The 25,258-nt window shown below is 69.4% G+C and carries 20 protein-coding genes, 1 tRNA gene and 1 pseudogene; 7 read left to right on the top strand and 15 right to left on the bottom strand.

Annotated elements, in window-relative coordinates; genetic code table 11:
• Window position 1 precedes the first annotated feature (1 nt).
• The 10 genes from AC3IF1_RS15820 to AC3IF1_RS15775 all read right to left on the bottom strand — a co-directional run bounded on the left by AC3IF1_RS15820 (window position 2) and on the right by AC3IF1_RS15775 (window position 13,483).
• Complete coding sequence (locus tag AC3IF1_RS15820) at window positions 2-1,090, bottom strand: acyltransferase family protein (RefSeq protein WP_489218369.1); 1,089 nt, start codon at window positions 1,088-1,090, stop codon at window positions 2-4.
• A gap of 121 nt (window positions 1,091-1,211) precedes the next feature.
• Window positions 1,212-1,550: a hypothetical protein gene (locus AC3IF1_RS15815; protein ID WP_489218368.1), complete on the bottom strand. Its 339-nt coding sequence runs from the start codon at window positions 1,548-1,550 to the stop codon at window positions 1,212-1,214.
• Complete coding sequence (locus AC3IF1_RS15810) at window positions 1,547-3,511, bottom strand: hypothetical protein (RefSeq protein WP_489218367.1); 1,965 nt, start codon at window positions 3,509-3,511, stop codon at window positions 1,547-1,549. The genes AC3IF1_RS15815 and AC3IF1_RS15810 overlap by 4 nt, the downstream gene beginning before the upstream one ends.
• A 1-nt stretch (window position 3,512) precedes the next feature.
• A complete protein-coding gene (locus tag AC3IF1_RS15805; RefSeq protein WP_489218366.1) occupies window positions 3,513-4,391 on the bottom strand; it encodes a CorA family divalent cation transporter in 879 nt (292 codons plus the stop codon).
• A 55-nt stretch (window positions 4,392-4,446) separates the two neighbouring features.
• Window positions 4,447-6,906: a heavy metal translocating P-type ATPase gene (locus AC3IF1_RS15800; protein ID WP_489218365.1), complete on the bottom strand. Its 2,460-nt coding sequence runs from the start codon at window positions 6,904-6,906 to the stop codon at window positions 4,447-4,449.
• Between the two features lie 24 nt (window positions 6,907-6,930).
• The gene (locus tag AC3IF1_RS15795; RefSeq protein ID WP_489218364.1) at window positions 6,931-7,413 is read right to left on the bottom strand and encodes a hypothetical protein; all 483 of its coding nucleotides are present in this window, start codon (window positions 7,411-7,413) and stop codon (window positions 6,931-6,933) included.
• 47 nt (window positions 7,414-7,460) lie between these two features.
• On the bottom strand, window positions 7,461-8,039 hold the full coding sequence (locus AC3IF1_RS15790) for an exopolysaccharide biosynthesis protein (protein ID WP_489218363.1): 579 nt from the start codon (window positions 8,037-8,039) through the stop codon (window positions 7,461-7,463).
• Window positions 8,040-8,439: 400 nt separating this feature from the next.
• The gene (locus tag AC3IF1_RS15785; RefSeq protein WP_489218362.1) at window positions 8,440-11,676 is read right to left on the bottom strand and encodes a helicase HerA domain-containing protein; all 3,237 of its coding nucleotides are present in this window, start codon (window positions 11,674-11,676) and stop codon (window positions 8,440-8,442) included.
• On the bottom strand, window positions 11,673-12,425 hold the full coding sequence (locus AC3IF1_RS15780; RefSeq protein ID WP_489218361.1) for a hypothetical protein: 753 nt from the start codon (window positions 12,423-12,425) through the stop codon (window positions 11,673-11,675). The genes AC3IF1_RS15785 and AC3IF1_RS15780 overlap by 4 nt, the downstream gene beginning before the upstream one ends.
• Window positions 12,422-13,483, bottom strand: a complete 1,062-nt coding sequence (locus AC3IF1_RS15775) for an endonuclease domain-containing protein (RefSeq protein ID WP_489218360.1) — start codon at window positions 13,481-13,483, stop codon at window positions 12,422-12,424. Before AC3IF1_RS15775 ends, AC3IF1_RS15780 begins: the two co-directional genes overlap by 4 nt.
• 156 nt (window positions 13,484-13,639) lie before the next feature.
• On the opposite strand from AC3IF1_RS15775, the gene AC3IF1_RS15770 reads away from it, so the two are divergent.
• The 4 genes from AC3IF1_RS15770 (at window position 13,640) to AC3IF1_RS15755 (ending at window position 16,023) form a co-directional block, all read left to right on the top strand.
• Window positions 13,640-13,716: transfer RNA gene (locus AC3IF1_RS15770), tRNA-Arg, on the top strand.
• Window positions 13,717-13,840: 124 nt separating this feature from the next.
• Window positions 13,841-14,587, top strand: coding sequence for a transporter substrate-binding domain-containing protein (locus AC3IF1_RS15765; RefSeq protein WP_489218359.1), 747 nt, complete (start codon window positions 13,841-13,843; stop codon window positions 14,585-14,587).
• A 61-nt stretch (window positions 14,588-14,648) separates the two neighbouring features.
• On the top strand, window positions 14,649-14,873 hold the full coding sequence (locus AC3IF1_RS15760; protein WP_489218358.1) for a hypothetical protein: 225 nt from the start codon (window positions 14,649-14,651) through the stop codon (window positions 14,871-14,873).
• 694 nt (window positions 14,874-15,567) lie between these two features.
• Entirely contained in the window at window positions 15,568-16,023 is a 456-nt protein-coding gene (locus tag AC3IF1_RS15755; RefSeq protein ID WP_489218357.1) for a hypothetical protein, read from the top strand.
• Here the strand turns inward: AC3IF1_RS15755 and AC3IF1_RS15750 are convergent.
• Complete coding sequence (locus tag AC3IF1_RS15750; RefSeq protein WP_489218356.1) at window positions 15,990-16,319, bottom strand: hypothetical protein; 330 nt, start codon at window positions 16,317-16,319, stop codon at window positions 15,990-15,992. The genes AC3IF1_RS15755 and AC3IF1_RS15750 overlap by 34 nt on opposite strands.
• A gap of 45 nt (window positions 16,320-16,364) precedes the next feature.
• On the opposite strand from AC3IF1_RS15750, the gene AC3IF1_RS15745 reads away from it, so the two are divergent.
• On the top strand, window positions 16,365-17,480 hold the full coding sequence (locus AC3IF1_RS15745; protein WP_489218354.1) for a hypothetical protein: 1,116 nt from the start codon (window positions 16,365-16,367) through the stop codon (window positions 17,478-17,480).
• Between the two features lie 33 nt (window positions 17,481-17,513).
• On the opposite strand, the gene AC3IF1_RS15740 is transcribed toward AC3IF1_RS15745, so the two are convergent.
• On the bottom strand, window positions 17,514-17,723 hold the full coding sequence (locus tag AC3IF1_RS15740; protein WP_489218353.1) for a hypothetical protein: 210 nt from the start codon (window positions 17,721-17,723) through the stop codon (window positions 17,514-17,516).
• An 857-nt stretch (window positions 17,724-18,580) separates the two neighbouring features.
• Window positions 18,581-19,420 (bottom strand): outer membrane protein, encoded by an 840-nt coding sequence (locus tag AC3IF1_RS15735; protein ID WP_489218352.1) that lies wholly within the window; start codon window positions 19,418-19,420, stop codon window positions 18,581-18,583.
• A gap of 296 nt (window positions 19,421-19,716) precedes the next feature.
• On the opposite strand from AC3IF1_RS15735, the pseudogene AC3IF1_RS15730 reads away from it, so the two are divergent.
• Window positions 19,717-20,144: pseudogene (locus AC3IF1_RS15730) on the top strand (hypothetical protein).
• A 334-nt stretch (window positions 20,145-20,478) separates the two neighbouring features.
• Window positions 20,479-20,706, top strand: a complete 228-nt coding sequence (locus AC3IF1_RS15725; protein WP_489218351.1) for a hypothetical protein — start codon at window positions 20,479-20,481, stop codon at window positions 20,704-20,706.
• Here AC3IF1_RS15725 and AC3IF1_RS15720 read toward each other — a convergent pair.
• Window positions 20,663-21,655 carry an IS481 family transposase gene (locus tag AC3IF1_RS15720; protein WP_243973422.1) on the bottom strand — a complete coding sequence of 331 codons (993 nt, stop codon included), beginning with the start codon at window positions 21,653-21,655 and terminating at the stop codon, window positions 20,663-20,665. The two genes, AC3IF1_RS15725 and AC3IF1_RS15720, sit on opposite strands and share 44 nt — an antisense overlap.
• 639 nt (window positions 21,656-22,294) lie before the next feature.
• The gene (locus tag AC3IF1_RS15715) at window positions 22,295-25,153 is read right to left on the bottom strand and encodes an AMP-binding protein (protein WP_489218350.1); all 2,859 of its coding nucleotides are present in this window, start codon (window positions 25,151-25,153) and stop codon (window positions 22,295-22,297) included.
• Window positions 25,154-25,258: the final 105 nt, after the last annotated feature.

Raw genomic sequence — 25,258 nt, 5'->3', positions numbered from 1 at the left:
CTCACGGGCCGAGGGCGGGCTTGGCGGCCAGCGCTTCGCCCGGGCCAAGGCCGGCCGCGCCGCCCGGCCGGTACCGGAGCGCCGGCCGCTCGACCAGGTACCAGCTCAGGAGACCGAGGGGGATGGCGGCCGCGAGGGCCAGGGCCGCCTCCGTCCAGGGGGAGATTCCGGGCACCCGGGCGACCAGCAGGTTCTGGATCGGCCAGGCGTAGAGGTAGAGTCCGTAGGAGGGGTCGACCTGCGCGGTGGCGCGGCTGAGGGCGTTGGGGCGCACCGCGAAGGCGAACCAGAAGATCAGGTAGCCGCCGAGGATCGCGAAGGCCGGCTCGGCCAGCGGCGGGCTGAACATCAGCGGCAGGAGCAGCAGGGCGGCGAGCGCCGCGCCCCGGCCGGTATAGGCGATCCGGTCGGCGAAGAGCTGGAAGCCGCCGCCGCAGGCGAACACGAAGGTGAGGCGGATCATCTCCGACAGGGCGCCGAGCCCGTCGCCCGGCTGGCCGATGGGCAGAAAGAGGCGCCGCAGGACCAGGAGGCCGCCGAGTCCCGCCAGCAGGGCGAGGTAGCGGCCCCGCCGCCGCAGGGCGCGGGCGGTGCCGACGAGGCCGAGCAGCAGGTAGCAGCCGAACTCGCAGGGGATGGTCCACATGGAGCCGTCGAGCAGCGGGTAGGGCAGCGTCGCGAAGGCGCCCGGGACCATCGGCATGAGCAGCAGCGCCAGCCGGACGAGGGTCTCCGGCGGCGAGGCGGCCGCGAGGTCGCCGCCGGCCAGGGGGGCGACGACGGCGATGCAGAGGAGCGACGCGACCACGAAGGCCGGGTAGATCCGCAGCACCCGCCGCATCAGGTAGTCCGGGAAGGAGCGCTTGGCGCGGTAGCTCGCGGTGATCAGATAGCCGCTCACCAAGAAGAAGCCGTCGACCGCCACCTCCCCGAGGGACAGGGTGCCGAAGACCCGCGTGAGCAGCTCGCGCGACCGGTTCCCGTCCACCAGTTCGGGGGCGTGGGCGAGGATCACCAGGACCGCGAACAGCAGGCGCAGCGACCCGAAATTGTTCGCCCGGTCGCCCCGGCCGCCCGCCGCCTCCGCCACCCCTGCCCGCTCCGCGATCCCTCTGACGGGGTCAGGGGCCGGCAAACACGGCGCGAATGCAAGGGCGCGGCGGCCACACCGGTGCCGGATCTGCGGCCACGCTTCAGGGCCCCCGCCCGCCTCAGGCCCGGGCCGCCGCCGCGCTCAGGTCGGCCCGGAACGCGTGAATCATCGCCGCGCGCCGGCTCGGGCTGACGAGGAGCCGGACGGCCGGCGGCGCGTCCCAGAACACCGTCACCTCGCCGTCGGTGAGCACCGCCCAGAGGGTCACCGCGGCCGCCCGCACCTGGAGGACCCGGTCCGACAGCCACACGGCCTCGGGACGGCCGGGCTTGAACCAGCGCGACAGGCGCTCGTTCCAGTGGGCCAGGTGCGTGTCGAGCCTCGCGTCGATGAGCGCGCGCCGGTCGCAGTCCGGCGGCCAGGCGACCGGCATCCGGAACAGCAGCTCGCGGCTCACGCCGCCGCCTCCAGAGCGCTCCGCGCCGACGCGGCGGCCGGCTCGGCGCCCGCGTCACCGCCCGGACCCGGAGACGGCTCCGGACGCCGCCCGGCGGTCCGGCCGAGGCGCCCTTCGAGGCCGATCCAGAGCCCGGCGGTCACGGCGGTGCCGGCCACCACGACGCCGAGCGCCGACAGGCCGGCATAGACGCAGGCGCCGATCAGCACCGTGTTGACGGCGATCGTGATCTTCTTCACCGCCGCCTCCTCACCCTGGGTCGAGCGCACCAGCGCGACGATCGCGCACAGGCGCCCGAGATCCGGCGCGGACAGGCCGATCGGCACCGCCCCGTCGCCGGTGAGGAAGGCCGGCCCCACGGCCACCGGCACGTCGGAGCGGGCATGCGGATCCGCCCCGTGCACCGCGTGGACGTGGATGATCCGGTGCCCGAGGAAGCGCTGCTGGGCGAGATAGCTGGCGGGACTGTGCACCGCGCTGCGGACGAAGTGGCGCGTTGCCCCGAGCCGGACCGCGAGGTCGTCGGCCTCGTCCGCGTGCCCCGGCCGGAACAGCACGGTCTCGCGCAGGCCGAGTTCGGCCATCCGGCCGCCGAACGCGCCCGGCGGCAGGCCCGCCGGGTCCCAGGCGACGCTGTCGTCGAGCAGGATCTCGTCGGCCTCGCGGATCGCCAGCAGCGCCCGGAAATCGCGCACGACGATCCCCTGCTCGGCGAGGCGCAGGGCGATCTCGGCGGCGGCGATGCGCCGCTGCACGAGCACCGTGCTGAAGAAGTCCGGCCGCAGCACGGCCTGCGCGAGCGGCGTGCCGCCCGAGAACAGGGCCGAGGCGCCGACGCAGAGCATCAGCGGCGTGCTCGCATCGGCGAAGGCCGTGGCCGCCCGGGAGCGCGGCTCCGTCGCGAAGATCGCGATTGCGGCCCCGGCCGCGCCGCGCAGGGCGGCCCGGTCGTCGCCGGCCGCGGCGGCGAGGCGCTCGAACAGCCGTATCTCGGCCCGGCGCAGGGCCGCGCGGGTCACCAGATCCCAGGTCCGGAACAGCCACAGCATGAGCGCGGCGGGCAGGTGGTCGCCGTTGACCAGCGCCAGGGCCGACAGGAGCGTCAGCACCGTCGTCACGTCCGCCCGGCGCTGCCGCAGCTGCCGCCATGCCTGCCGCGCCGTCGGCCACGAGGCGACCGCCAGGGCCGCCGCGCTCGCCGGCAGGAGCGGCGGGAAGGCTGCCGCGCCGAGCGCGAGGGCGAGGTTGGCGTTGAGCAGGACGGCCCCGCCCTCCGGATTGGTGAAGGGCGCCACCGCGCGCCGGCGCAGGATCGCCTCGATCGACTCGGCCTCCGAGACCAGCCGCAGGAGACCGTGCGGGTCGCTCGGGTCGCAGCGGAGGTCGAGGAACCCGCCCCGGGCCGAGCGGCCCTCGACCGCAACCACCCCCTCGCACCGGGCCAGGACGGCCGCGACGATCGCCAGCGCCGCCCGGTCGCGCAGGGCTTGATGCGACAGCCGGACCCGGTCGCCGCCACGGGGATGCAGGCGCCAGGTCGAGAGCAGGCGGCCCGAGCGCCATACGGTGACGGGTTCCTGCCAGACGCGCTCGGCGACCTGCCGGGTGAAGGCGGAGCTGCGCGGATTCTCCCGGGGGCCCGTGTCCCGCATCACCCGGGCGATGGCGCGCAGCCCCGCCCCGGCCGCGACCGGCGCCCCGAACCGCAGCTCGATCCGCGCCGCCGCGAGGTCGAAATGAAGCCGCTCCAGCCGGTCGAGCCGCAGGCAGCGGTGCAGGAACGCGGACAGGTCCGGCTCGCGGCCGAGCTGCCCGGCGACCGGCCCTGTCAGGATGACCCGGGTCCCGACGACCTTGACCGCGAGCGGCGGGACCGCCGAGAGGGCGCGCCGGGTCGGCGAGGGACTTTCTGGTGAGCGATTGGCCGGCGCGGGACCGGTCTGCAGGATCGCGGTCGCCATCTCAGACGAAGGCCACGACGAGGGCGGCGACGCCGAGGAACTTCATGCTCTGGTTCTCGTCGATGGTGATGAGGCCCATGGTCGAGTCGAGCAGGAAGGAGATCTCCGCCGAGAGCTGCCCGTTGTAGTCGCGCAGCGACGCGACGTCCTTGCCGATCAGCTTGAGCTGGGCCACCGTTTCCGGGCCCGCAAAGTGCCGCTCGTTGGTGACGATGAACGGGATGATCGTCGCCACCGTGACGGCGGATTCGCGCAGGTTGGCCACCAGGGCGTTGCGCCGTCCGAGCCGCTGCACGATCGCCTTCAGGTCGCGGAAGCTCGTTCTGCGGCGCAGGCCGCCCGCCCGGCGAATGCCGCCGCGGGGGGCTTCGCCGTCGGCGAAGATCTCCGTCGTCAGGGCGTTGAGGTCCTGCTCGACCATGCGCAGCGTGCTGGCGAGCTGCCCGACGAGGGTGTCGAGGAGGTCCACCAGCATGTCGGCCGCCGTGTCGACCCGCGGCAGGCCGCTGCGCCGGCGCGGCTCGGCATAGGTGCGGAAGGCCTGGAACTCGCCCTGCCGCATGCTGATCAGGCGCTGGCGGTCGGCGATCAGGCCGACCGGGAGATTGACCGGCACGTCGGCCTCGAAGGACGGCAGCCAGCAGATCAGATTGAGCGCGTCCGCCTCCACGAAGATGCGGCTCGATTCCTCGATCTCGTGGAGCTCGTCCGGGCTGAACAGCTCGACGCCGAGGGTCGCGGAGACCAGCGCGCATTCCTCGGGCGTGGCGGCCAGGAGGTCGACCCAGAGGGACTGGGCAAGCCGCGCGCGCCGCTCCTCCGCGGGGAAGCGGTCGAGGGGATGCAGGCAGGTCTCGCCGCGGACGAAGGTCAGGATCACGGCGCGTCGGTCCTCTGTGGGGGCGTTCGGGATGCGCGCGGACGGCGCCGGGCGGTCACCGGAGGAGGTTGATGACGCCCGCCGTCCCCGCCCGGCGCTGGAGCGGGCGCAGGGCGTTGCCGAGGGCGCCGAGGGCGGAGACGTTGTTGAAGAACACCGAGTGCCAGATGTTGAAGCCGGCCAGGAACACGCCGGCCACGCAGATGCCGTTGGCGCCGCGGATCAGGGTCCAGCTCTGGCCGACATTGGTGTGCAACTCCCGGGCGATATCGAACAGTTCGCCCATCCGCCGCAGGTTGCCCTCCAGGAAGACCACCTGCGCCGTGTCGGTGGCGATGCCGGCGGCGCCGCTCAGCGAGACCGAGACATCTGCCTGGCGGAGCGCCAGGGCGTCGTTGATGCCGTCGCCCACGAAGCAGACGCGGCGCCCCTCCCGCTGCAGCCCCGCGATCACCGCCGCCTTGTCCTCCGGCAGGACCTCGGCGAAGTAGCGGTCCATCCCGAGCTGGCCGGCGAGCTGGCGGGTCGGCCGGTCGTGGTCGCCCGACAGGATGATCAGCTCCCGGATGCCCCCGGCGCGCAGGCTCTGCACGGCGTCGGCCGCCTCGGGCCGCTGCGACGGGCGCAGGTCGACCAGGCCGGCCGGCGCGTCGTCCACGCCCATGTAGATCAGCGTGTGGCCGGCCTCGCGCCGCGGGGCCATGGCGCCGTCGAAGGAATCCGGGAAGGCGAGGCCCTCCCGATCCATGAACCGGCGGCTGCCGAGCCGCACCCGCCTGCCCTCGATGGTCACGGTGAGCCCGAAGCCGAGGGCGTATTGCGAGGCGTCGAGCACCGGCAGGGGGCCCCCGCCCTGCGCGTGGTAGTGATCGACGATCGCCCGGGCGATCGGGTGGGAGAAGTTCTGTTCGGCCGCCGCGGCCAGCCGCAGGATCGCGTCGGGCGCGTGCGCGCCGCAGGCCACCACCTCCCCGACCTCGGGCACCGAGCGGGTCAGCGTGCCGGTCTTGTCGAACACCACGGTGTCGATCTTGGGCAGCGTCTCCAGGGCGCGGCCCTGCTTCACCAGGATGCCGGAGCGGATGCAGGCCGACAGGGAGGTCACGACGGCGAGCGGCGCCGCCATGCGGATGCCGGTGCCGAGATCCGAGTTGATGACCGCCAGCGCGGCGCTCGACCCGATCAGGCCGCCGGCCAGCGCCGAGACGCCGAGCGCCGGCACCACGATCGAATCGGCCAGCGCCTCGCCCCGGGACTGGAGTTCCAGCTTGTGCGCGACGGTCTCGCGCAGGATGTCGGCGATCTTGCCCGCGGTGGTGTCCCGGCCGGCCCGCTCGACCCGCACGCGGATCTGGCCGGCGACCAGCAGGGTCGCGGCCAGCACCGGGTCGTCGGCGCCGCGCTCGACCGGGGCCGCCTCGCCGGTGAGGGCCTGCTGGTCCAGCATGCCCTCCCCCGATTGGACCGTCCCGTCCACCGGGACCGCCTCGCCGGTGTTGACGACGATCACGTCCCCGGCCCGGATCTCCTCGACCGGCACCTCGGCGGTGGAGCCGTCCGCGCGTTCCAGGCGCACGATGCTCGGCTGGCGGCCGAAGGCATCGACGAGGAGCCGCGCCGATTGCGCCTGGGTCCTGCGCAGCAGCGTGCGCCCGACGCTGAGGAAGAAGGCGGTCATCGCGCCGGCGAAGATCTCGCCGGTGAACAGGCAGGTGGTGAAGATGATGCTGTCGAGCACGTCGACGGCCAGCCGCCGCTCGCGGACGAGGACCCGCGCGGCCTGGCGATAGCTGGGCAGGGCCGTGGCGAGCATCAGCGCGGTGCCGGCCGGCAGAAGGGCCGGCGCCGCGAAGGTCGCCACGCCCGAGAGCACCAGGGACGCGGTGGCGACCGGCAGGTCGAGCCGCTGCAGGACCGGGCCGACGGCGTCGCCGGCCCGGTCCCGGACCGCCCGATGCAGCCCGTGGACGATCTGCTGGGGATGGATCAGGGCCGGGTCGAACCGGACCGTGAGGCTTCCGCCGATCCCGTCCACCCGGAAGGCGAGGAGGCCGAGCAGACCTTCGAGGCCCTCGGCCACCGCGTCCCAGACGGGGGGGCGGCCGCGCAGGCCGGGATGCCGGAGCCGGAGCAGCCCCGGCCGCTCCTCCTGGCGGATCCAGTCGCTGATCAGACGGCCGTAGCGGAAGAACGACCGGCGGCGATGGCTGCCGGCCTCCGGATCGTCGAGGTCGACATCGAGATCGAGGGGGTTCGTCGGCCGGGTGCGATAGGTCGCCACCACCGCGTCCCGGGCGCCGGCCACGTGGCTGATCTCGGCCTCGCGGAGCTTGCGGTCGATCGTGACCGACCGGACGGCGGGCGCGGCCAGCGTCACCCGCAGGAAATCGGCGGTGCGGTCGGGCGAGGCGAACCATTCGGGGCCGCCCACCACGAAGCGGTCCGGCCCCGGGATCCGGACCGAGAATCGCGCCGATCGGGGGGTGGCGAAGGCGTCGGAGCCGATGGAGGACATGGTGCCGGACCGCGGCGGCGGATTCTAGCGCTCGCCTTCGAACTGGCCCGCCAGGGCGTCGATCCGGGTGCGGGTGTCGCCGTCGACATGGCCGTTGCGGAGGGGGGCGCCGTGGGACTCGGCCGCGTGCGGGTCGTGCGACCCGTGCAGGTCGTGCGACCCGTGCGGGTCCGTCGGCGGAACCGACGCGGCCGCCTCCTCCTTCAGCAGGATGCGGCGGGAGCGGGCCGAGAGGGCATCGTGGCTGCCGTCCGAGAGGCCGCGCCGGACCGCGCTGCCGTCCGGCAGCAGGTCGTGCACGTAGGTCGCCGCGAAGACGCTGCCGTAAGCCAGCGCGTAGCTGAGGGAGTACACCCCCGAGCCGACAACCCGCTTGGTCGTGGCCGCGGCCCGATGGGCCGATTCCCGCGCATGGGCGGTCGGCACGTCGAGGGCGCCGGCGGCGGTCTCGAGCGTCTCGCCGAGGATTGCGAACGGATCCTGGGCGGTGGCTGTGGAAGAACTCATGACGCGGTTGTCCTTGCGGGGATGACGAGGAAGCGAACGGGGTTGGCTCAGGCCAGCAGGGCTCCGAAGAGCCATTCGGTGAGCGCGAGCGCGGCACCGGCCATCAGGGCCGCGGAGGCGGCCGTGAGCAGGAGGCCGGCCGCGATCAGCAGGCCGTCCCGGCGGATCAGGCCGATCGCCAGGATGAAGATGGTGAGGGCGAGGGGCGCGTTCGTCCCCGGGATCGGCAGCGCGATCAGCAGCGCCAGGATGATGACCGCGCCGCCCACGACCCGCTGGCCGCCCTGGCCGTGGAAGACCGCGCCGCGGAGCCGCGTGACGCCGTCGATCCGGCGCAGCAGCGGCAGCATCGCCCGCACCGCCCGCTTGAGCGGCTTGGCCGGGATCCGCTTGTCCAGCAACGCGGGCGGCAGCCAGACACGGTCCCGGGCCGTGACCATCTGCGCGCCGATCATCGCGGTCGGGATGGCGATGACGAGGGACACGCCCGGAACCGGGACCGGTATGATCTCGGGCACCGCCAGGGCGGCGAGGGGGATGCCGAAGGCGCTGGTCTCCAATCCGCCGAGCAACTCCCGGACGGTGATCGTCTCCGCATCGCCCCGGCGCAGGACGGCCGCGAACAAGCGTGTGAGATCGCTGGCGTCAACCGCGTCGCGCGGCGCATGAGCGCGCGCGATACCTGAACCGAGACCTGGAAGAGCGAGTGCGGCGGTCATGACGAGATCTGCGCGGCCGAGGGATAGACCTTCAGCCACTCGAACGTCATGGGCCGCTTCCTCCGGACGGGCGCAGGATTCTGATCTGCGGGATGGGATCAGCTTCAAGGGAGAACCATGACATCCGTATTACAGGCCGCGGCGCCGACGATCCTCTATCCGGACCGGTGCGGAACCTTCGCGGCGTGCACCCCGGGCCTGTCCAGATCTGGACAGGCCGAGGCCGGTGCGTGGTGATGGCCGGGCCGGTTGTCCCTGCGGCGGCGCGTGCCCTGGAGCATCATCCCGAGAACGGCCGCCGGGGCGGTCAGGCGTCCCGGGTCCGGGGGGCCGCCCCGGCCGAAAGCCGGGCCTGACGCACCACCTCCTCGGGCGTCGGCGGGTTGGCCGGGTGGTAGGACAGGCAGAGCGGCGTGCGCAGCCGGGCCGGACGCCCCGACCCCTCGGTGGCGAAGTAGAACTCCCCGGCCCCGAGCTTGCCGATATCGGCGGCGGTGCCGCCATTGGCCGCGAGGATCTCCTGGGCGGCCGCGATGGTGGCCGGCGCGCTCTGCCGGCCGAAGAACTGGGTGGTGCAGTTGGAGACGACCTGGTTGTGGATGCCGCGGGGCACCTGCGTCGCCACGATCATCCCGAGCCCGTACTTGCGGCCCTGCGCCACGAGCTTGATGCCGCTGCCAAGGCTTGGCGACGCCCGCTGGGCGGGCAGGAAGGTCTGCGCCTCGTCGACCACGTAGAGCATGCCGCGGGGCGACGGGTTCTTCTTGATCCAGCCAAACAGCGTCATCTGGAGCCGGTTCACGAAATCCTCCCGGGCCGCCTCCGAGGCCAGCCCCGACAGGTTGATCACCGAGATGCGGGTGCGCGCCGGGTCGGGGCCGAAGAACAGGTGGCGCGGATCGAGCACCGTGCCCTCGACCTTGAGGAGCGGGTTCGTGGCGATCGCCGCGCGGAGCTGGTCCGCCATGCCGGCCGCGTGCTTGGCGGCGTTGCCGATGTCGCTGATCCCGTCCGGCAGATCGGCCAGCAGGGCGATGAGATCGCCGAGTTTGCCGCCGCGCTCCGAAAAGTGCTTGAGCGCCCCCGCGAGCACGCCGCGCAGGAGATTGGTCTTGGCGCCGGCCAGCGGCCCGAGGGTCTCGGCTGCCATCTCGATGGCCTGCTGGCGCTCGTCCCGGTCCGTGCCCAACTCGGCGAAGTCGGGCAGGACGGAGAGGAACAGCGGGTTGCCGGCATGCACCCCCGGCGTCCAGACCACGACCTCGACCCGCCCGGCATAGAGGGCCGCCTTGCGCTCGTCCTCCGGGGAAAACCCCTTCGGCCGCTCCGGCCACGGGTCGCCGAGCCGCGAGAGGTCGTTGTTGGGATCGATCACGATGGCGGGGATCCCCGCCAGGGCGGCCTCCTCCACGAGGCGGCGCAGGAGCACGGTCTTGCCGGAGCCCGAACCCGCGATGATCGCCGTGTGGCGGGGCAGCAGGCGCAGCGGCAGGCTGACGGCGGGCGCTTCGGGGGTGAGCCGATGGCCGACCGGGATCGCGTCCGGGGCGGTCGCGGGCGCCGGCTCCTCCACCTCCACCTCCACCTGCGCCGGCGGCGAGCCGGGCTTGTCCCCGGGGGTCGGCCCGGACCCGGCTTTCGGCGCGGTTCTGGGGGTGGCCTCCGGAGCGGCCTTGGCGGCGGCGGGGCGGTCCCCCGGTCCTTCGGCATCCGATCGTGCGTCCGGTGCGGCCAGGCTCGCCCCGCCGCCGCCCGCGTGGTCGAGGCCCGCCGCCTGGAAGAAGGCGGTCTTCACCAACGGCTGCTCGGCGCGGATCCAGCGCTCGAACCGGTCGGAGACGCCCTCCGCCTGGGCCCAGGCGTGCAGGTCGCGCAGGCCGACGAAGACGCGCAGATCCGCGTCCGAGGGGTCAATCGCCCGGCCCCCGGCCGCCGTGAACGCCTCGATGAGCTGCTTCGTCTTGGCCCCGCCCGGCATCGGCCCGCGGCGGACCAGCAGCAGGTCCCGGTCGGGGATCCGGGCCGAGATGCCGGAGGCCGTCAGCGCCGCCCGCAGGCGCGCCTGGAACGCGATGGCGTTCTGGTGCTGGAGCGCCCGGTAGCAGACGTGCCGCTCGCGGTCGTTCTCATCGTGGTGGATGAAGATCAGCCGTCCGTGGAGCGGCGGGATCCTCTGGTCGGGCTCGCCCTTGCTGGCGACGTCGAGGGTGTCGTCGGGCTCGTCCTCCAGGGCGTAGAGATCGAAGACGTCGCGCAGCAGCTGGCCGAGCCAAGCGTCCTCATCGCCGCGGATACCCGCGATGTCGGCCGCGTCGCGGGCGGCGGCGAGGTCGAATTCGGTGGGGGGGTTCGACGTCGGGGGTGACGCAACGACCACGCCGAGGTCGTCGCACTCGGTGACCGCCCCCTCCGCGAGGCAGCGGCGGCGGAAGGCGTCGCAGCGCATCAGCAGGGTCCGGGGCATCATGTTGGCCGCCGCCGCCGCCGCGATGGCGGGCTCGCCGAACGGCCAAGTCGGGGACTTGGCCTTGAACCCGGCCTCCGCGTAGGCCGGGGCCAGCCGGCCGGCTACCAGCGCGGCCGCGGCGGCCCGCTCGTTCATGCCCAGCAGACCCATCGGCTCCGCGAAACGGTCCGGCATCGGCGTGAGGCTGCGTGCGCTGAGGCGCTCCCAGGATTCCTCCAGGCAGGTCACCACCGTCATGCTGCGGTCGCAGACGACATTGACCTCGAGCAGGCCCGCGGCCAGCACCTCGGCGAGGCCGGCCTCCGCGTCGAGCCCGTCCTGGGCGGCGAGCCGGCTGCTCTCGATGATCCCGTCGATCTGGTCGACCGCGACGATCGTCGGCCCGCTGAGCGCCATGATCCAGCACATGCCGCGCACGAGCTCGACCGGGGCCGGCGGCGGCGTCTTGAAACCCAGGGCGCCCCGCTCCGTAGGATCCGCGTCGTAGCCCTGCAGCCAGGCATGGGCGAGGCCGACCACGCCGAAATCCTGCGAGCGCAGCAGGCACAGCGCCCGGAACACGTCGAGGTGCTTGAGGGCGCGGCCGGCATCGACCCGCATCAGCGCCGTGACCAGGACGTCGACGATCCGGCGGGCATCGATGTTCGGGGTGTTGAACGCGGCCTCGACCTGCGTCTCGACGCCGAAGCGGCGCGCCACCCCCGCCAGCACCGCATCCGATTGGCGCCGCCCGTCCGGCATCGTCTGCAGCAGGGCGGTGACGAAGCTCAGGGCGGCGCTGCGCCAGAAATCCGTCAGGCCGAGGACGTCGAGGGGTACGAACCACGCCCCCGTGCGCCACGCCTCCTGCCGGATCTGCCCGATCAGGTGCGTCTTGCCGACCCCGGCCGGGCCTACGAAGACGCGGCCCAGCGCCCGGTCGGCGGGTGTGCGGGCCTTGGCGTGGAGGCCGGCGATAAGGTCCGGGACGAGCCGCTCGTTCGGGCTGCCGGTGGGTGGGGTATCGACCCAGATGCTGTCGAGGGTGCGGACCCAGTCGAAATCGACCCGGCGCAGGGCGTCGAGGGCATCGGTCATGATTGGATCCGGAGGATGTGGAAGGGCTCGCCCGCGGGGCTGAACGCCGCGTCGCGCTCGGCATCATCGAGCGACCGGGGATCGCTGAACTGGCTCAGCCGTGCGGTCTTGTCGCCGCTTGAGATCGCCAGGAGACCCGCATCGACCGTCGCGCGGTCGAGGTCGGCGAGCTCGGCGCGCAGCGCGCTCAGGCGCACGGGCCGGGCCCGCTCGCCGCCGGTCAGCGCGAGATAGGCCGCCTCGATCCGGGCGCGGAGCTGCTTCGGGCCGGGCGGTTTCTTGGGACTTCGCACTTTCTTGAGACTTGGCGCTTTCTTGGGACTAGATGTTTTCTTGGGATTTGCCGTCTTCGGCGGCTTCGACGCCTTCGGGTCCTTGGCGGACTTGACCGCGGGGGCGCGCGCCGTGGCGGGTGGCGGCGCGTCGGGAACGGGTCCGATAAGGTCCGCGAGGGGGCGCCCGGTCGCCGCCAGATCGGCCGCGATTCGTCCCAGCCAATCCTGCAGCACCCGGAAGGCCGGCGGCAGGGCTGCGTCCAGATGGGCCCCCGCCCAGTTCCAGCCCCTGTCGGTGACGGTCAGCCGCAGCGCGCGCCCCTGCGTCTCCACCGTGATATAGCGCCCCGCGATCAGCGCCTCCCGGTCGGCCTTCCTGACCTCCGGCACGAGCGTGCCCTGCAGGGCGGTTCCGCCCCGGCCGAGGAGGCACCACAGGAGCAGGGCCTGCTGCGGCGTCGGCGACTCACTCATCGGCTCACCTCGTCCTGCGCGCCGGGCCCGAGGCGGATCACGGCACGGATCTTCTCGATCGCCAGGGGAAGGTCGGCCGTGACCTGATCGTTGGTCAAGCGCAGGACCCGGTAGCCCGCGGTCAGCAGCTCGTAGTCCCGGTGGCGGTCGTTGCCGAACTTGGGCTCGGCCCGGTGCTCGGGACCGTCGAGTTCCACGACCACGCGGCGCGTGCGGCACAGCAGGTCGACCCGCGGCCGCACCCCCCAGGCGCCCACCGGAACCAGGGCGTTGCAGACGAACAGGCCCGCGAGTTCAGGATCTTGATCCAGCGCCGCCGCGACCCGGCGCTCGATCGCGCTCGCCGGGAGCCCGCCGGCCGGCGGGATGAAGCGCTCCGCCGCCGGGCGGTCCTCCGCGGCGAAGGTGCGGGCGCCGTAGAGGATCCGGTCGTAGGGCGCCGTCTCGGGCGGCTCCGCGGCGAGGGTGGCCACCACCGCGGCCCCATGCCGGCCGCACCATTCCAGGGCCTCGATCGTCGGGCGGGCGCGGGCCGCCGAGGCCGGGTCGATCTCCCAGATCAGGACGATTCCGGCGGGGTCGATCGCCCGCGCGAGGCGGAGGAGTTCGTGATCCTGCCCCAGCGTCCGGAAGCGCGGCCTCAGGCCGAGGCGGGCGCGCTTCGACGCCGCCTTCAGCCACGGATCGGCGGTGACCGGGGTAAGGGACGCGTCGCCGCCGTGCCAGTGCGGCCAGCGGTCGAGGGCCAGCTCGGCCAGGTCGTCGAGGATCCGGTCGATGAGCGCCGTGGCGGTGGACCGGTCCGCGCCCTCGACCAGCAGCGCGCCGCGGTCGCTGCCCTCCCGCACGAGGGTGGCGAGGGCGGCGCGGCCGATGCCCAGGACGACGAGGCGCTCGCCCGGCCCGAGGCCGGCGATGCGCCGGGCCACGTCGTCCGCCGTGATCCGCGGCCGCGCCGCAGTGCCGTGCTGGAGGGTCAAGGGCAAACCGAGGCCGTGCTGCCGGCGCGCCGTCGGCGCCTGCACGCCCTGCCGCCGTTCGTCGGACCGTTTCAGCACAGCCGGGCGCCTCTGGCTACGGCCACCACACCTTCTGGTTGTCGCATCAGGGCAGAGAACAGCCCCGCCCCCGCCCCAGCCGCTCCGGTGACGAAGAGCGGCGGATCGGCGCCGTTGCGCTGGCCGCGCGGTTGGGTTAGGACACCGGCGCGGCTAGCACCCGTAGCTCAGCTGGATAGAGCGTTGCCCTCCGAAGGCAAAGGTCACACGTTCGAATCGTGTCGGGTGCGCCAATCATTTGAATGACTTAAAGGGCGGTGCCCTGTGGTCGAGAATTGGCTGCGGAAGCACTGCGGAAGCAGGCGGCTCGAACCTCTCACCTGTTCGCTCCTCGCCGCGGCCGCCCTCATCGCCAGCATGACGATCTCAAGCGAAGCTCAGGATGCGGTTGTAAAGACCGAGCTCGCCCCGACCGGCGCGCTCAGGGTCGGCCTGATTGAGGCCCCCTCCCCCGGCCTCATCTTCGTCAGTCGCGCCGCTGACGGGAAGCCCGAGGGCGTCACGGCCGACCTGAGTGCCGACCTAGCCGTGAAGGCTGGGTTGCCGCTCGCCGTGACCCTGTTCCCGAATTCGGGAGCCGCGGCCGCGGCGCTCCAGGCCGCGACGATCGACGTAAGCTTCATGCCGGTCGATGCGACCAGGCGGCAGATGCTCGAGTTCGGGCCAGGGTACTACGATCTGGAAAGTACCTACCTAGCCAGCGCCGCCTCGGGCATCGTCGACGTCGCGCAGGTCGACCAGCCGGGCGTCCGCGTCCTGGCGATCGAGGGCACCACGACGTTCCGCGCCTCCGCCCGGACGCTGACGCACACGCAGCCCGTGGCGGTCCCGACCGTGGCCGAGGCCGTGGAGCGGATGCGCGCCGGCCAGGCGGAAGCCTTCGCCCTGTCGCGCGATACGCTGCGGCCGGTCGTCCAGCAGGTCCCGGGCTCGCGGATCGTCACGGGCGGCTTCCAGCGGACGCAGGTGGCTGTTGCGCTGCCGAAGGGGCGGCCCGGCGCCCTTGCCTATGTGACCGATTGGTTGGATGGAGCCAAAAAGACGGGCTTCGTCCGGCGCGTCTTCGATGCCCGCGGCTTCCGTGGTGATCCGGTCGCGCCATGAGCGACTGGCTCTTCAGTCAAGGAGGCTTGCGGCACCGCGCGGTGCGAGAAGGGGCCTGCTGATGCCGATTCCCACCGTGATCCTGTTCGGCTTCGCCCTGATCGGTGCCATCGTGATGGCCGTCGGTTGGTCGCAGGATCCGGTCGCACCGACGCCTTTGGAATGGTTCGTCGCGAAGATGACCGAGGGCGGCGTCTGGACGGGGCTATTCCTGTCTCTGCTGGCCGTCGGCTACTTCGCTTGGCGAAGCGATCGGCCTAGCAGGAAGCACAAGGGACCGAACTGACAGCCGCCGGCTTCATCTTCATCGAGGAGAGCGGCGACGGGCCGGGGGTGCGGCTGCGGAAGGCATGACAGGCCAGTCAGTTTCAGCAGCGTGGCGCAGGCTCAGAGCAGGGCCTGACCTCGCAGCCGTCGATTGGTACACTGCCTGGCGATGCACAAGCTCCCGCCCGCCAGCCTGTACCGCCTCCGCCTGCTTTCTGAGACTGGCGCACGCTTCTATCCGGTGACCGCCTACATGCGTCGCTTGGAGGTTCTCGGCCTTGTAGTTGCCACCGGGCGGACGGATCCCGAGAAGGACAGCGCCGAGTACCAGATCACCGATGCAGGGCGAGCCGAGCTGGAAGAGCGCTATGGGCCAGCTTCGCCAAAACCCGGCCGAAGCTGAAACTACTTTGCCTCCACCATCTGCCGCCTGTGGTTCTGTACGCTCGGCCCCGTCCCGATCCGATCGCGGGGCGAGGGAGCGTCCGATCTCACCAGCGGTCGAGCCGATACGCAACGCGGCTCGGGAGCTGTATGGCAAAAGGCAATTGCCCGATTGTGCCAACGCTGGGTAGGTGGCCGTCCCGGGTCGGGACCATGGGGGCAGTTCGTTGTGGGGCGGCCTGGAGCATCGGCATGGACGACGAGGACCGCGACTACCAGCACTCCGACCTGTCCGGGGCCTTCAGCCGACCCAGCAGCTCGCCTCGACGGTGGGGCGCGAAGCGCAGTTCGATCGGACCTACAATGACGTGGTGCGCGGCAGTCAGACGGCTCAGCGCGCCGCATCGGCCCGGGACATCGCCCCGCGGGAGGTGTCGGCGGGCGCCACCGACGTGCTGCCGGGGGTCGCGACCCTGGTCGGCGGCGCTGGGGCGGGCGCGGGGGCTCTGGCGAGCAAGGCGGCCATGGGCGGCCTCAAGCTCGCGGCCAGTTCCGCCGGTCGGCAAGCCGACATCGCCCGCAACCAACAGCTCGCCCGTGCCGTGACGATGCAGGGCGGCGATGCCCTCGACACGCTACTGTCGGCGATAGAACGGCGCGGAGCGATGATGCGGCAGGCTGGGGCCTATGGCGATGCAGCGCGGATCGGCGCGCAGGCTGGCGCAATCTCTCAGGCCGACCGAGCGCGGACCTACCTGCCGGCGCTGCCCTTCGTGGGCCGATGACCGTTCCAGGCAAAAAAGCCACCGATGATCCAGAACGTGATGATCCCGACCCACACGGCTACGCCGCCGATGCGGTCCCAGAGCCAATCGACACCTGCTGGTAAAGTCGCGTTCACGGCCCACGACAGCGCCGCCATGCCGATGGCGAACAGCACCAGGGTCAGCAGGATTTCGAGCCAGCGGGGCATCGCATGAAGATGGCCCCGCCTTGCCATTCTGTCGATAGCCGACAGAGGCTGCAGATTCGGCCCAGGACGGCCGTCGCCGGGAATAACGCCCTTAGCGTCGAACCGCATCCGACCGCCGCTGGCGGGCTGATTCTCGCACAAAAGGGCAGCGTCATGAGTAACGGCTTCGGAGGCATTCCCGTATTCGCGCAGGACGACACGTTAGGGTTGCCGACCGGCCTTCTCGGGCTTGGGCAGGCGGCCCAAGCGTCGGCGCAAGACCAGAGCGTGCCCTCGGCCACCCCGCCGGGCTTCACGGGCTACACGCCGCCGACACCGCCGACCGGTGCCCCGACCCCTGTCCTGAACCCGAACGCGGCGGCCACAGGCGCCAGCCTGATTTCGGCGCTGGGCCCGAACAGCGCCGAGGCCGCGACGCCGTCGATGTCGGACCGGGATGCGCTGATCGCCAGCGCGCGCCGGATCGGGGTCGACCCGCTCGATCTCGCTACGGTCATGTCCTACGAGACCGGCGGCACCATGTCCCCGTCGCAGTATGGCGGTGCGGGCGGTCGCCATGTCGGCTTGATCCAGTTCGGCCCGACCGAACAGCAGGCCTATGGCGCATCGGCGGGCCAGTCGTTTCAGGATCAGTTGCCCGCGGTCGAGCGCTATCTGACGGATCGCGGCTTTCAGCCCGGGATGAGACGGCTGGATCTGTATTCCACGATCAACGCAGGGCACCCAGGCCTGTATGGCGCCTCCGACGCGGGCAACGGTGGCGCACCGGGCAACTCAGCCGACAAGGTAGCGAGTATGGCCCCGCACGAGGCCAAAGCGGCAGCCTTCCAGGGCGGCAACTTCCAGCCGCAGATGCCAACCGGCGGTCAGCCGCGGTCCATGACACCGGGAATCGCCGCCCCTATGGACGCCTCGATGGGCTCGACGGCGCAACAGGGCGGTTTCGGCCTCGGTGGCGTCGTCGGGCAAGATTCTGCCGTTCCGGGGCAGTCTTCCCCGACGCCCGACGCCGCGTCCCTGGCCGGTCAGCCGACGGCGCTGGACGGGTCGCAGGGCCAGCAGGAGGACGCTAGTCCCTACGGCGGTATCGCCAGCGCGCTCAAGAGCATCGCGGGCGGGCAGCAGAAGCAGGGCCAGAAGGCGGCGGGCGGCGGCGGAATGGCGCCCCCAAAGATGGATGGGCGAGCGATGACCCTACAGCAGGCCCGGCAGCAGTTCGACGCGAGCCGGTTCTACTCGATGCTGCCCCGGGGTGGGCGGGCTGGATAGGTCAGGGCGCCTGGCGGTGCGCCTGTCGAGGCGTCAGGCCGTTCGGGTTCGGCGGCCTTGTAGCCGCTCGGCCTCCTCGCGCCACGCATCGCGCTCGGTCCGCATGGCCTCCACGAGGGCGTGCATGTTGCCGGCGTCGATCGCGGTCTCGACGAGCATGTCTTGAGCGGAGGCCAGTTGCTCGCGCAACTCGGCGTTCTCAGCCGCCAGCGCTAGAAGCAGGGCGGCCACGACATCGCTCATTCCTGCTCCCGCACACCCCGAGGTGGCGCGCATAGCTGGGCTCAAGCTTGGCCGCAATCATGCCGATCAGCGCGACTGGGCCGGCGAGGCCGCACCAAGGCCCGCCGTCTCAAGACGATCCCGGTGCTGCTCTTCCGGCGCGCGGCCGGAGCCGATCGCTGAGAGCATGGTGGGGCGGTATGGTTAACGGATCCTCTATCAAGCTCGGCATGCGCACACGCCAAACCAGCGGCCAGAGGCGCCGAGGCTGTAGCGGCATAGCCTGAGCCGTAAGCTGAGCGTTTATACGACAACGGCGCAGCAACCTTGAGGTCACTGCGCCGCTGGTCGGGCCGCCTGAGGGGGCAATGATGGCCACGACGAAACGGATACGCCCAGCCCCGCCTTCGCGGGGTGCGCCTGAGCACATCCAGTCGCATGTGGCTCGGTGGTGACACGCATCGACGAGCATCTGTGGACGACGTCGGATACCTCTGATTGGTCAAGGTTCAGAGGCGAGCGTGAGATGCCTTCCCCGATCCGGCATCGCCATGTTCGCCAGTTCCCACGCCTTCATCCACTATCACCGCGAGCGCTTGGCCGTGCTCCTGTCCTCGGCCCTGTTCTTGGCTGGCGCCCTGCCGCTGTTCTGGGCGATCGGCTGAACCTCTCCGCGCCTAATCCCAGAACGAAGAAACACCCCGGGAGCGGGTGCTCCCAGGGTGTCGCCGACCTCGCGGCCAGTTTGATCGAGCTGGGGATGCGAAGGTCAGCCGATCGGCTGCTCTTCGGCGATGAGGGGCGGTGAGGAGGACCAACTACCCCTCGCCCGCCATCGCATCTCCCGGCACGGATGCCGGGAGCAGCGCGACCGGATCTCAGTACGAGCCGAACTTGTAGTTCAGGCCGGCGCGGACGACGGCGAACTCGTCGGAGCGGCGGCCGATGCCGCTGCTGTAGACGGCGGGGAAGTTGCTGGCGGCGTTGATGACGAACGCACCCTGGTTGCGGGTGTTGCGGTCGAGGTTGACGTACAGGCCTTCGACCTTGAGCGTCACGGCCGAGGAGCGGAAGAAGTTCAGGAACGAGTCGGTGGGGAGCGCGTACTCGACGCCGCCGCCGACCGCGTAGCCGGTGCGGAAGCTGTCGTTGCCGGCATAGCCGCCGAAGGAGCGGTCGGCGCTGCCCGAGCCGTAGGCGAAGCCGCCGGTGCCGTACACGAGGGTGCGGTCGAAGGCGTAGCCGAGGCGGCCGCGCACGGTGCCGAAGTAGTCGAGGCTCGACAGGCCGCGCGGGTCGGTGACGTAGTAGCCGGGGGCGAGGGCGCCGTTGATGAAGGCGTTGTTCCGGCTGCGGCCGAAGTCGAGGTACTGGGCATCGGCCTCGATGCCGACGACCACGCCCGAGCCCGGGGTGAACTGGTAGTTGTAGCCGATCTGGGCGCCGCCGGAGAAGCCGTCCTGGCTGCGGTTGCCGAAGGTGGCGGTGGTGCCGGCGGTGGCATAGGGGGCCGGGACGCCGAAGGTGGAGTTGTTGTTGCTGCGGCTGCTGGCATCGAACGCGTAGCCGGCGTTGATACCGAAATAGGCGCCCGTCCAGGTGAACACCGGCACCGGGGTGAACACCGGCGGCGGGGCGGCGCGGCGGGGCAGGTCGGCGGCCGAGGCGGCGGCCGTCAGGGCGGTGAACGCGGCCAGCGAGGTCAGGAGCTTGGTCATAACGTAAGGTCCAAATTTCGATCTGACGATAAGGCTACCGGTCCGTCGATGAAATGGCTGTAGTTTTACGGACACACTGCCGGCTGATGACGTGAGACGGTATAGTAAACCATCCATGAACATCCGTTGCACGGTCGAAATACAGTGCGATGTGCACGACCAGGCGGCGTAACATCTCGGCGGTGGTTTGGTTGCGACACCCCGTGACTTTGGCCCGTGGCTGTTGCCGAAATGCTACAGAAGCGATCCGCCGCCCTGCCACAGGATTGGCCCGCCATCGGGTATTCAGCCCCCTCATGCCGATCCGGCCCGAGCACCGCTTTTTCTATCCGATCGACTGGCGCGAGCTGTCGCTGGCGATCCGCTTTGGTCGGGCAAAGGGCTGCTGTGAGGGCTGCGGACGGCCGCATGGGCGGGATGGTCTACCACCTCGGCGACGGGCGCTGGTGGGACGCGGACGCCGGTCAATGGGCGCGATGGCTTGGGGCGCCGGATCCGGATCACTGCGGAAGCTGACATCCCCGGCCGTGCCCGCCGAACCCGGGTGGTCCTGGCCGCCGCCCATCGAGACCATGACACCTCGAACAACGCCGATGCCAACCTCTCGGCTTTCTGCCAGCGGTGCCACATGATCCACGACCGGCCGGAGCATCAGCGAAGGCGCTGGCGCACGCTGTTCAGGCGGAAGGCGCTAGGCGACCTGTTCGGCGGGCCCTACGCGTAGAGCGTCTTCAACTGCCCCCTGACCGCCGTGGCAGCAGAGTAAACGAACGGCTCACCAACTCCGCGCAATTGCTCGGATCGCCTCGATCCTACCGCGATGTGACGACGTTCTACCGGCACAACCACTGGAGATACGCAGCCATGCAGATCCTCAATCCGCTCACCGGACAGATGGTAGAGGTGCGTGTTCCTCGGCCGGGACCGAGGACCGCCTGACCCTCCTGGCAATGCGGACCCACGCATAGCCGCCCCCCGGATCACAAGCGTCTGACCCTGTACCAGCGACCTCAGCCCCGCGGCATAAGCCCTGCCCCGCCACGAACCCTAGCGAACCGATGACGCTGTCCGACTTCGACAAGCCTGCCGAACTCACCGTGTGGCCTGGCCATGAGCCGGCCCATGCCGCGGACGCCCCCAGCTTCTCGACCTTGCGCGCGGCGCTCGCTGCAGCAGCCGAGGCGATCGACGCAGAGGGTGCCAAGCCCTGGATCATCACCGAGGCCGGCGACATCCTGGCACCTAGATGTTTGGTCCCGGCATTTGGTGGAGCGGGTCTGACCTGAAGCGGCTGGGCTCGGCCGACCATGCCTTGCAGATGGCTTCGTAGGGCGTGAGGCCGCGCAGGGTCTTGAGGCGGCGGGCGAAGTTGTAGGCGCTGACGAAGTCGGCCAAGTGCGCACGGAGTTGCCCATGGCTGTCGTAGTGGTAGCGCTTGACCGTCGCGTCCTTGATCGTACGGTTCATTCGCTCGACCTGACCGTTAGTCCAGGGATGGCGCGGTTTGGTCAGCCGATGGTCGATATCGTTGCGGGCGCAGGCAAGTTCGAAGCTGTGGGCCCGGAAGGTCTCGCCGGCTGCAATCGCCTCCTTGATGATGGAGGCGGCCGAGGCGACGTTGCCGGGCGTGGTGAAGTGGGTGCCGTTGTCGGTGAGCACCGTGTGCACCTTGTAAGGCACGGCCTCGATGAGATGGCGGAGGAAGTCACCTGCGACCCGCCGCGTGGCCTTTTCGTGAAGCTCAACGAAGGCGAACTTGGTCGTGCGGTCGATGGCGACGAGCAGGTAAAGCCGCCCTTCGGCTGTGTGAACCTCGGCCAGATCGATGTGGAAGTAGCCGAGCGGGTAGGCCTTGAAGCGTGACCGCTTGGGCTTGCCACCGTCGACCTCCGGCAGTCGGCTGATGCCGTGGCGCTGCAGGCAGCGATGCAGCGACGAACGGGTCAAGTGCGGGATCGTCGCCTGAAGCGCGTAGAGGCAGTCGTCCAACGGCAGGAGCGTATGACGGCGAAAGGCGACGACGACCGCCTCGTCCTCCTGTGACAGCACCGTCGAGCGGGGATCCTTCGGACCCGTGCGCTGGTCGGCGACCGAGGTCCGCTGCCGCCACTTGGCGACCGTCTTCTGGTTGATCCCGTAGCGCTTCGAGAGCGCCCTTAGGCTCGCTTGACTATGCTGGATCGCTCGACGGACTGCCTCCGTCGTGGTGGCGCTGCCGTGAAGAACTTGGCCCATAGCGCGTCCCTCCACTCCAGCGTGAAGAATGCACCATCAAACCCTGGGATCAAACATCTAGAGGTGAGCATGCCGGAACGGTCCATGTCGGCCGGACCGCACGGTTAAGTCAACGTTGAGGTGGCGATGAGCGAGCTCGAAAAGGTCGGGCACGACATTGTGCTCCTCGAGTCGCATCCGCCATTCGCGGCGGGTGTTAGAGGCCCCGACATCACGTCGGAGGCCGCGAACCGCGAGCACGCCGATTTTGAGCTATTCGGACGGCACACGTATGAACTTCTAACGAAATGGTACGACCTGCGATCGCTGAATGATAACTAAATATTTGATCGCTTGGTGCTTGACCGAAGGGCGCCGCAGCAGAGTCGAAGGCGCCTCAAGCCATGGCGGCAAGCAGCCTATCGAGTCGGTTCGTTCTACCGCGACTTGGTGAAAGGCCGATGGGCCACGGCGGGCTAACCAACCCCGCAGCAGGGAAGATGCGGCGCTCGCCAGGATCATCCGGTTGATAGGTCCTGAACGCGGTGACGGTCGGTGGCAAGACGACCTTAACCTCTTCGGGCGGGCTTACATCGGAGCACGCTCTCTCATATCGGCTGCCAAGTCGGTGAACTTTTGCCTGAACGACCTCGGGCAGTATTACAGAGCTACAGGTGGTCGCTCGTAAAACCAAACCGCGTCCTTCTGAAATTTATTTTGGACCTCCGTATAACCAGCCCAGAACAGCTGGTAGATCGGCACCGACGTTCCCAGTGCTGTCGGAGTCCAGCTGCCTGTTTCGACTACGCAATCGAATTCATGCACGAATGGCTCCCCTTCGGTCTGCCAATTCATGATCTGCTTGTAATATTTTCCCCTCCTCTCAATTTCGTTTCTGATATATATAAGACTTGAATTTGGACCATAGATTAAAAACTTTTCGTGCCGATCAATGAGATCGGAAATTTTATCTTTGTTGATCAAATTAGAGCAAAAATGGAAATGCTCCATAACGTATCGAACGCCGCCCTGATCAGCCTTTTTGACAAGTTTATTTTTATTTTCACGTAGGTAACGCGCGAAAGATGCCATGATACCGGGTTGGTCGAAATCAATTTCATCGTCAATGTAGATATCACAATCTGCTTTGTATTGACCCACGACATGCTCCCATTCCGAGCTGCGGCGACCCGCCGTCTCCTGAAAAGCCACTCGGAAGACCGGAGCTCTCAGATAGGCAGCCAAACGTCGGATTGATGCTTCGGTATCAGTTGAGACCTCTTCGGGCTTGAGCACACGTATCGGATGCAGGTGATGATCCCATGTATAGCGCTGATAACGCCAAGCTAACTGATCCGCGGCGGGATCCCGGACAAAATTATGACTGAATGCCGGCACAAATTGGTGCGAAACTCTGTAATACTCCGAATAATCATCTAGCATTAAAACGCTAGCAGATTTTATCATGCTCGCGACACTTCTGAACTGATCGTAAGCTGAAACTCCACGTGGATCGCGGACCATGAAATAATCATGAAATATAAGATCATTCAGTAAAACAGCAGACGGCGGAGCACAGAATTGTTCGTAAGTAACACGCACACCGAGTTGCTCAGATAAATCTTCAAAATAGCTGGGCGTAAGCCGCTGGAACGCCATTACATCGCCCAAATTGAAGACCCGGATTTGTTGCTCCGTTTCGACAGTCTCTGCCTCGGTGCGCGCGGTGCGATCGGCGGCCTCGACATCTGCTACGGTCAAGCCATCGGTCAGGGCCAAGCCACGCTCCTCCAGGAGCATGCTCACGACGGTGAGTCCGAGTGAATCCAAGGATTCCTTCAGCGGAACGTCCCGCGGTGCCTTGGGAAAAAGCTCGGCGATCACCGCCGCCAGGGGACGCCCATCCCCGCCGCGGCTTGCCCCAGTCGCCTGAAAGGCCCGCGCTGCGATCCAGTCGGCAGCCGTCTTCTTGCGATTGATCTTGCCCGAGGACGTCTTCGTGATGAAGCCCGGCGGCACGTAGTGTACGTCCACCGCCTCAACGCCCGTGCGCTCCGCCACGGAAGCAGCCACCGCCGCCGCATCGTCTCGGAGAAAGAAATCCTCGTTTTCAGCCAGGACTAGGAGTTGCTCTGTGCCCAATCGCGGATTGAAGCTCGCGAGTGCCGCCGCACGACCCCGCGCCGCCGGGAATGCTTGGTTAACGGCGTAATCCAGGTCGTTGAGCATATACTTCTTGCCGGCGATATTCAGGACATCGCCAGAGCGACCCGTCACCACCAATCCGTCGGCGGTGACGTAGCCAAGGTCGCCGGTCGGGTAGAAGCCCCGTTCGTCCGCGACCTGCGCGCCGCCGAGATAGGCTTGGACCGCCGTCGCGCTCCGCACGAAGATTTGCCCGTCGCGCAATTCGAGCTCGACCCCGGGGATCGGTGTGCCGCACGAGACCTGCTCGACCCCGTCGGTCTCGACTACCACCAGCCCGTCCGACTGCGTCACCGCGAACACGTTCTCGGCCATGGCGTAGCAGGCTGAGAAATGCTCCGCCGGGATGGCGTGAGCTGATAGGAAGCGGCGGGCTGTGTCAGCGTAGACCGGCTCCGAGCACGACGCCCAGCGCCGCATCGTGGACAGGCCCGCTCCTGAAAGGCCGACGCGCTGCTTGGCCATGATCTCGAAGCCGAAATTCGGCATGTAGCAGTACGTGCCCTGATGCGCGGCGATGGCCTCGAAGAGGAGGCCGGGCTGACGGACCCAGTCGATCGGGTCGATCATCACAACCGGCAGGCCGAGTAGCATCGGCATCAAGAAGCAGGCCACAAACCCCATGTCGTGGTAGAGCGGCAGCCACGATACGCAGACATCGCCCGGTCCAAGGCACATTGCGGCGTTGTAGTCGCTGAGATGCCGGGCGACCTGAGCCTGTGTGAAGGCAATCGCCTTGCGGTGACCAGTCGTGCCCGAGGACAGCTGGATGATCGCTTCCGCGCGGAACGCGAACCGCTCGGCGGGGGCAACGTGCGCCAAATCCTTCAGCGTGAACGCGACGACGGGTGCTGCCGGGAGTCCGGATAGCAGTTCGGTGATTTCGGGGGCGCATATGATTTGATCGAGGGCGGCGATTTGAACCGAATTGCTGATTGAGAGCGTCCAGACCGCGCGGTTTTGCTTCTCCGTCGGGTACTGCAGGATCAGCGGCTCGAAGCCGGCAGACACCAAACCGAGCCAGGCGGCGATCAAGCTTGGCTCGGAGCGGAAGACCAAGCCAATGCGTCGGCCCTTTAGGGTCTGACGGAACAAGACGGCGGCGCGCTCGGCCAAGTCCTGCAGCTCGCTAGCGGATAGATGGTGACTGCCGGCAGGCCCGACAAAATTGAAGCTGGTCGGCCGGAATGTCGCCGCCAAGGCGACCACGGGCTCGACTGTGGGTGTGCCGTCAGAAGCGCTGCCGTGCGCGACTGCCAAATTGCGTCGTCCGCCACCGGACAGGCCGAACAGATGACGCAAGGCGGACATCATGGGTTAGCTCTCTAACAGCCTCCAGTCCGGCGGTCGCCGCTATGACGGGCCGCCGGGCGACGGCGGCGGGCCGCGAGCCGCGAGCCGCGGGCAGGTCTGGGCCCT

It is taken from the genome of Methylobacterium sp. E-012, from assembly GCF_057836545.1.
Note: the sequence above shows the minus strand (reverse complement) of the source record. Positions and strands in the feature narration are given on the sequence as shown.

What these genes read in the sequence shown, in the direction of transcription:
- AC3IF1_RS15725 (WP_489218351.1), top strand. Translation starts at nt 20,479, where the DNA reads ATGACGCTGTCCGACTTCGACAAGCCTGCCGAACTCACCGTGTGGCCT.
- AC3IF1_RS15760 (WP_489218358.1), top strand. Translation starts at nt 14,649, where the DNA reads ATGCCGATTCCCACCGTGATCCTGTTCGGCTTCGCCCTGATCGGTGCC.
- AC3IF1_RS15740 (WP_489218353.1), bottom strand. Translation starts at nt 17,723, where the DNA reads ATGAGCGATGTCGTGGCCGCCCTGCTTCTAGCGCTGGCGGCTGAGAAC.
- AC3IF1_RS15785 (WP_489218362.1), bottom strand. Translation starts at nt 11,676, where the DNA reads ATGACCGATGCCCTCGACGCCCTGCGCCGGGTCGATTTCGACTGGGTC.
- AC3IF1_RS15720 (WP_243973422.1), bottom strand. Translation starts at nt 21,655, where the DNA reads ATGGGCCAAGTTCTTCACGGCAGCGCCACCACGACGGAGGCAGTCCGT.
- AC3IF1_RS15745 (WP_489218354.1), top strand. Translation starts at nt 16,365, where the DNA reads ATGAGTAACGGCTTCGGAGGCATTCCCGTATTCGCGCAGGACGACACG.
- AC3IF1_RS15800 (WP_489218365.1), bottom strand. Translation starts at nt 6,906, where the DNA reads ATGTCCTCCATCGGCTCCGACGCCTTCGCCACCCCCCGATCGGCGCGA.
- AC3IF1_RS15750 (WP_489218356.1), bottom strand. Translation starts at nt 16,319, where the DNA reads ATGCGGTTCGACGCTAAGGGCGTTATTCCCGGCGACGGCCGTCCTGGG.
- AC3IF1_RS15735 (WP_489218352.1), bottom strand. Translation starts at nt 19,420, where the DNA reads ATGACCAAGCTCCTGACCTCGCTGGCCGCGTTCACCGCCCTGACGGCC.
- AC3IF1_RS15715 (WP_489218350.1), bottom strand. Translation starts at nt 25,153, where the DNA reads ATGATGTCCGCCTTGCGTCATCTGTTCGGCCTGTCCGGTGGCGGACGA.
- AC3IF1_RS15780 (WP_489218361.1), bottom strand. Translation starts at nt 12,425, where the DNA reads ATGAGTGAGTCGCCGACGCCGCAGCAGGCCCTGCTCCTGTGGTGCCTC.
- AC3IF1_RS15795 (WP_489218364.1), bottom strand. Translation starts at nt 7,413, where the DNA reads ATGAGTTCTTCCACAGCCACCGCCCAGGATCCGTTCGCAATCCTCGGC.
- AC3IF1_RS15810 (WP_489218367.1), bottom strand. Translation starts at nt 3,511, where the DNA reads ATGGCGACCGCGATCCTGCAGACCGGTCCCGCGCCGGCCAATCGCTCA.
- AC3IF1_RS15765 (WP_489218359.1), top strand. Translation starts at nt 13,841, where the DNA reads ATGACGATCTCAAGCGAAGCTCAGGATGCGGTTGTAAAGACCGAGCTC.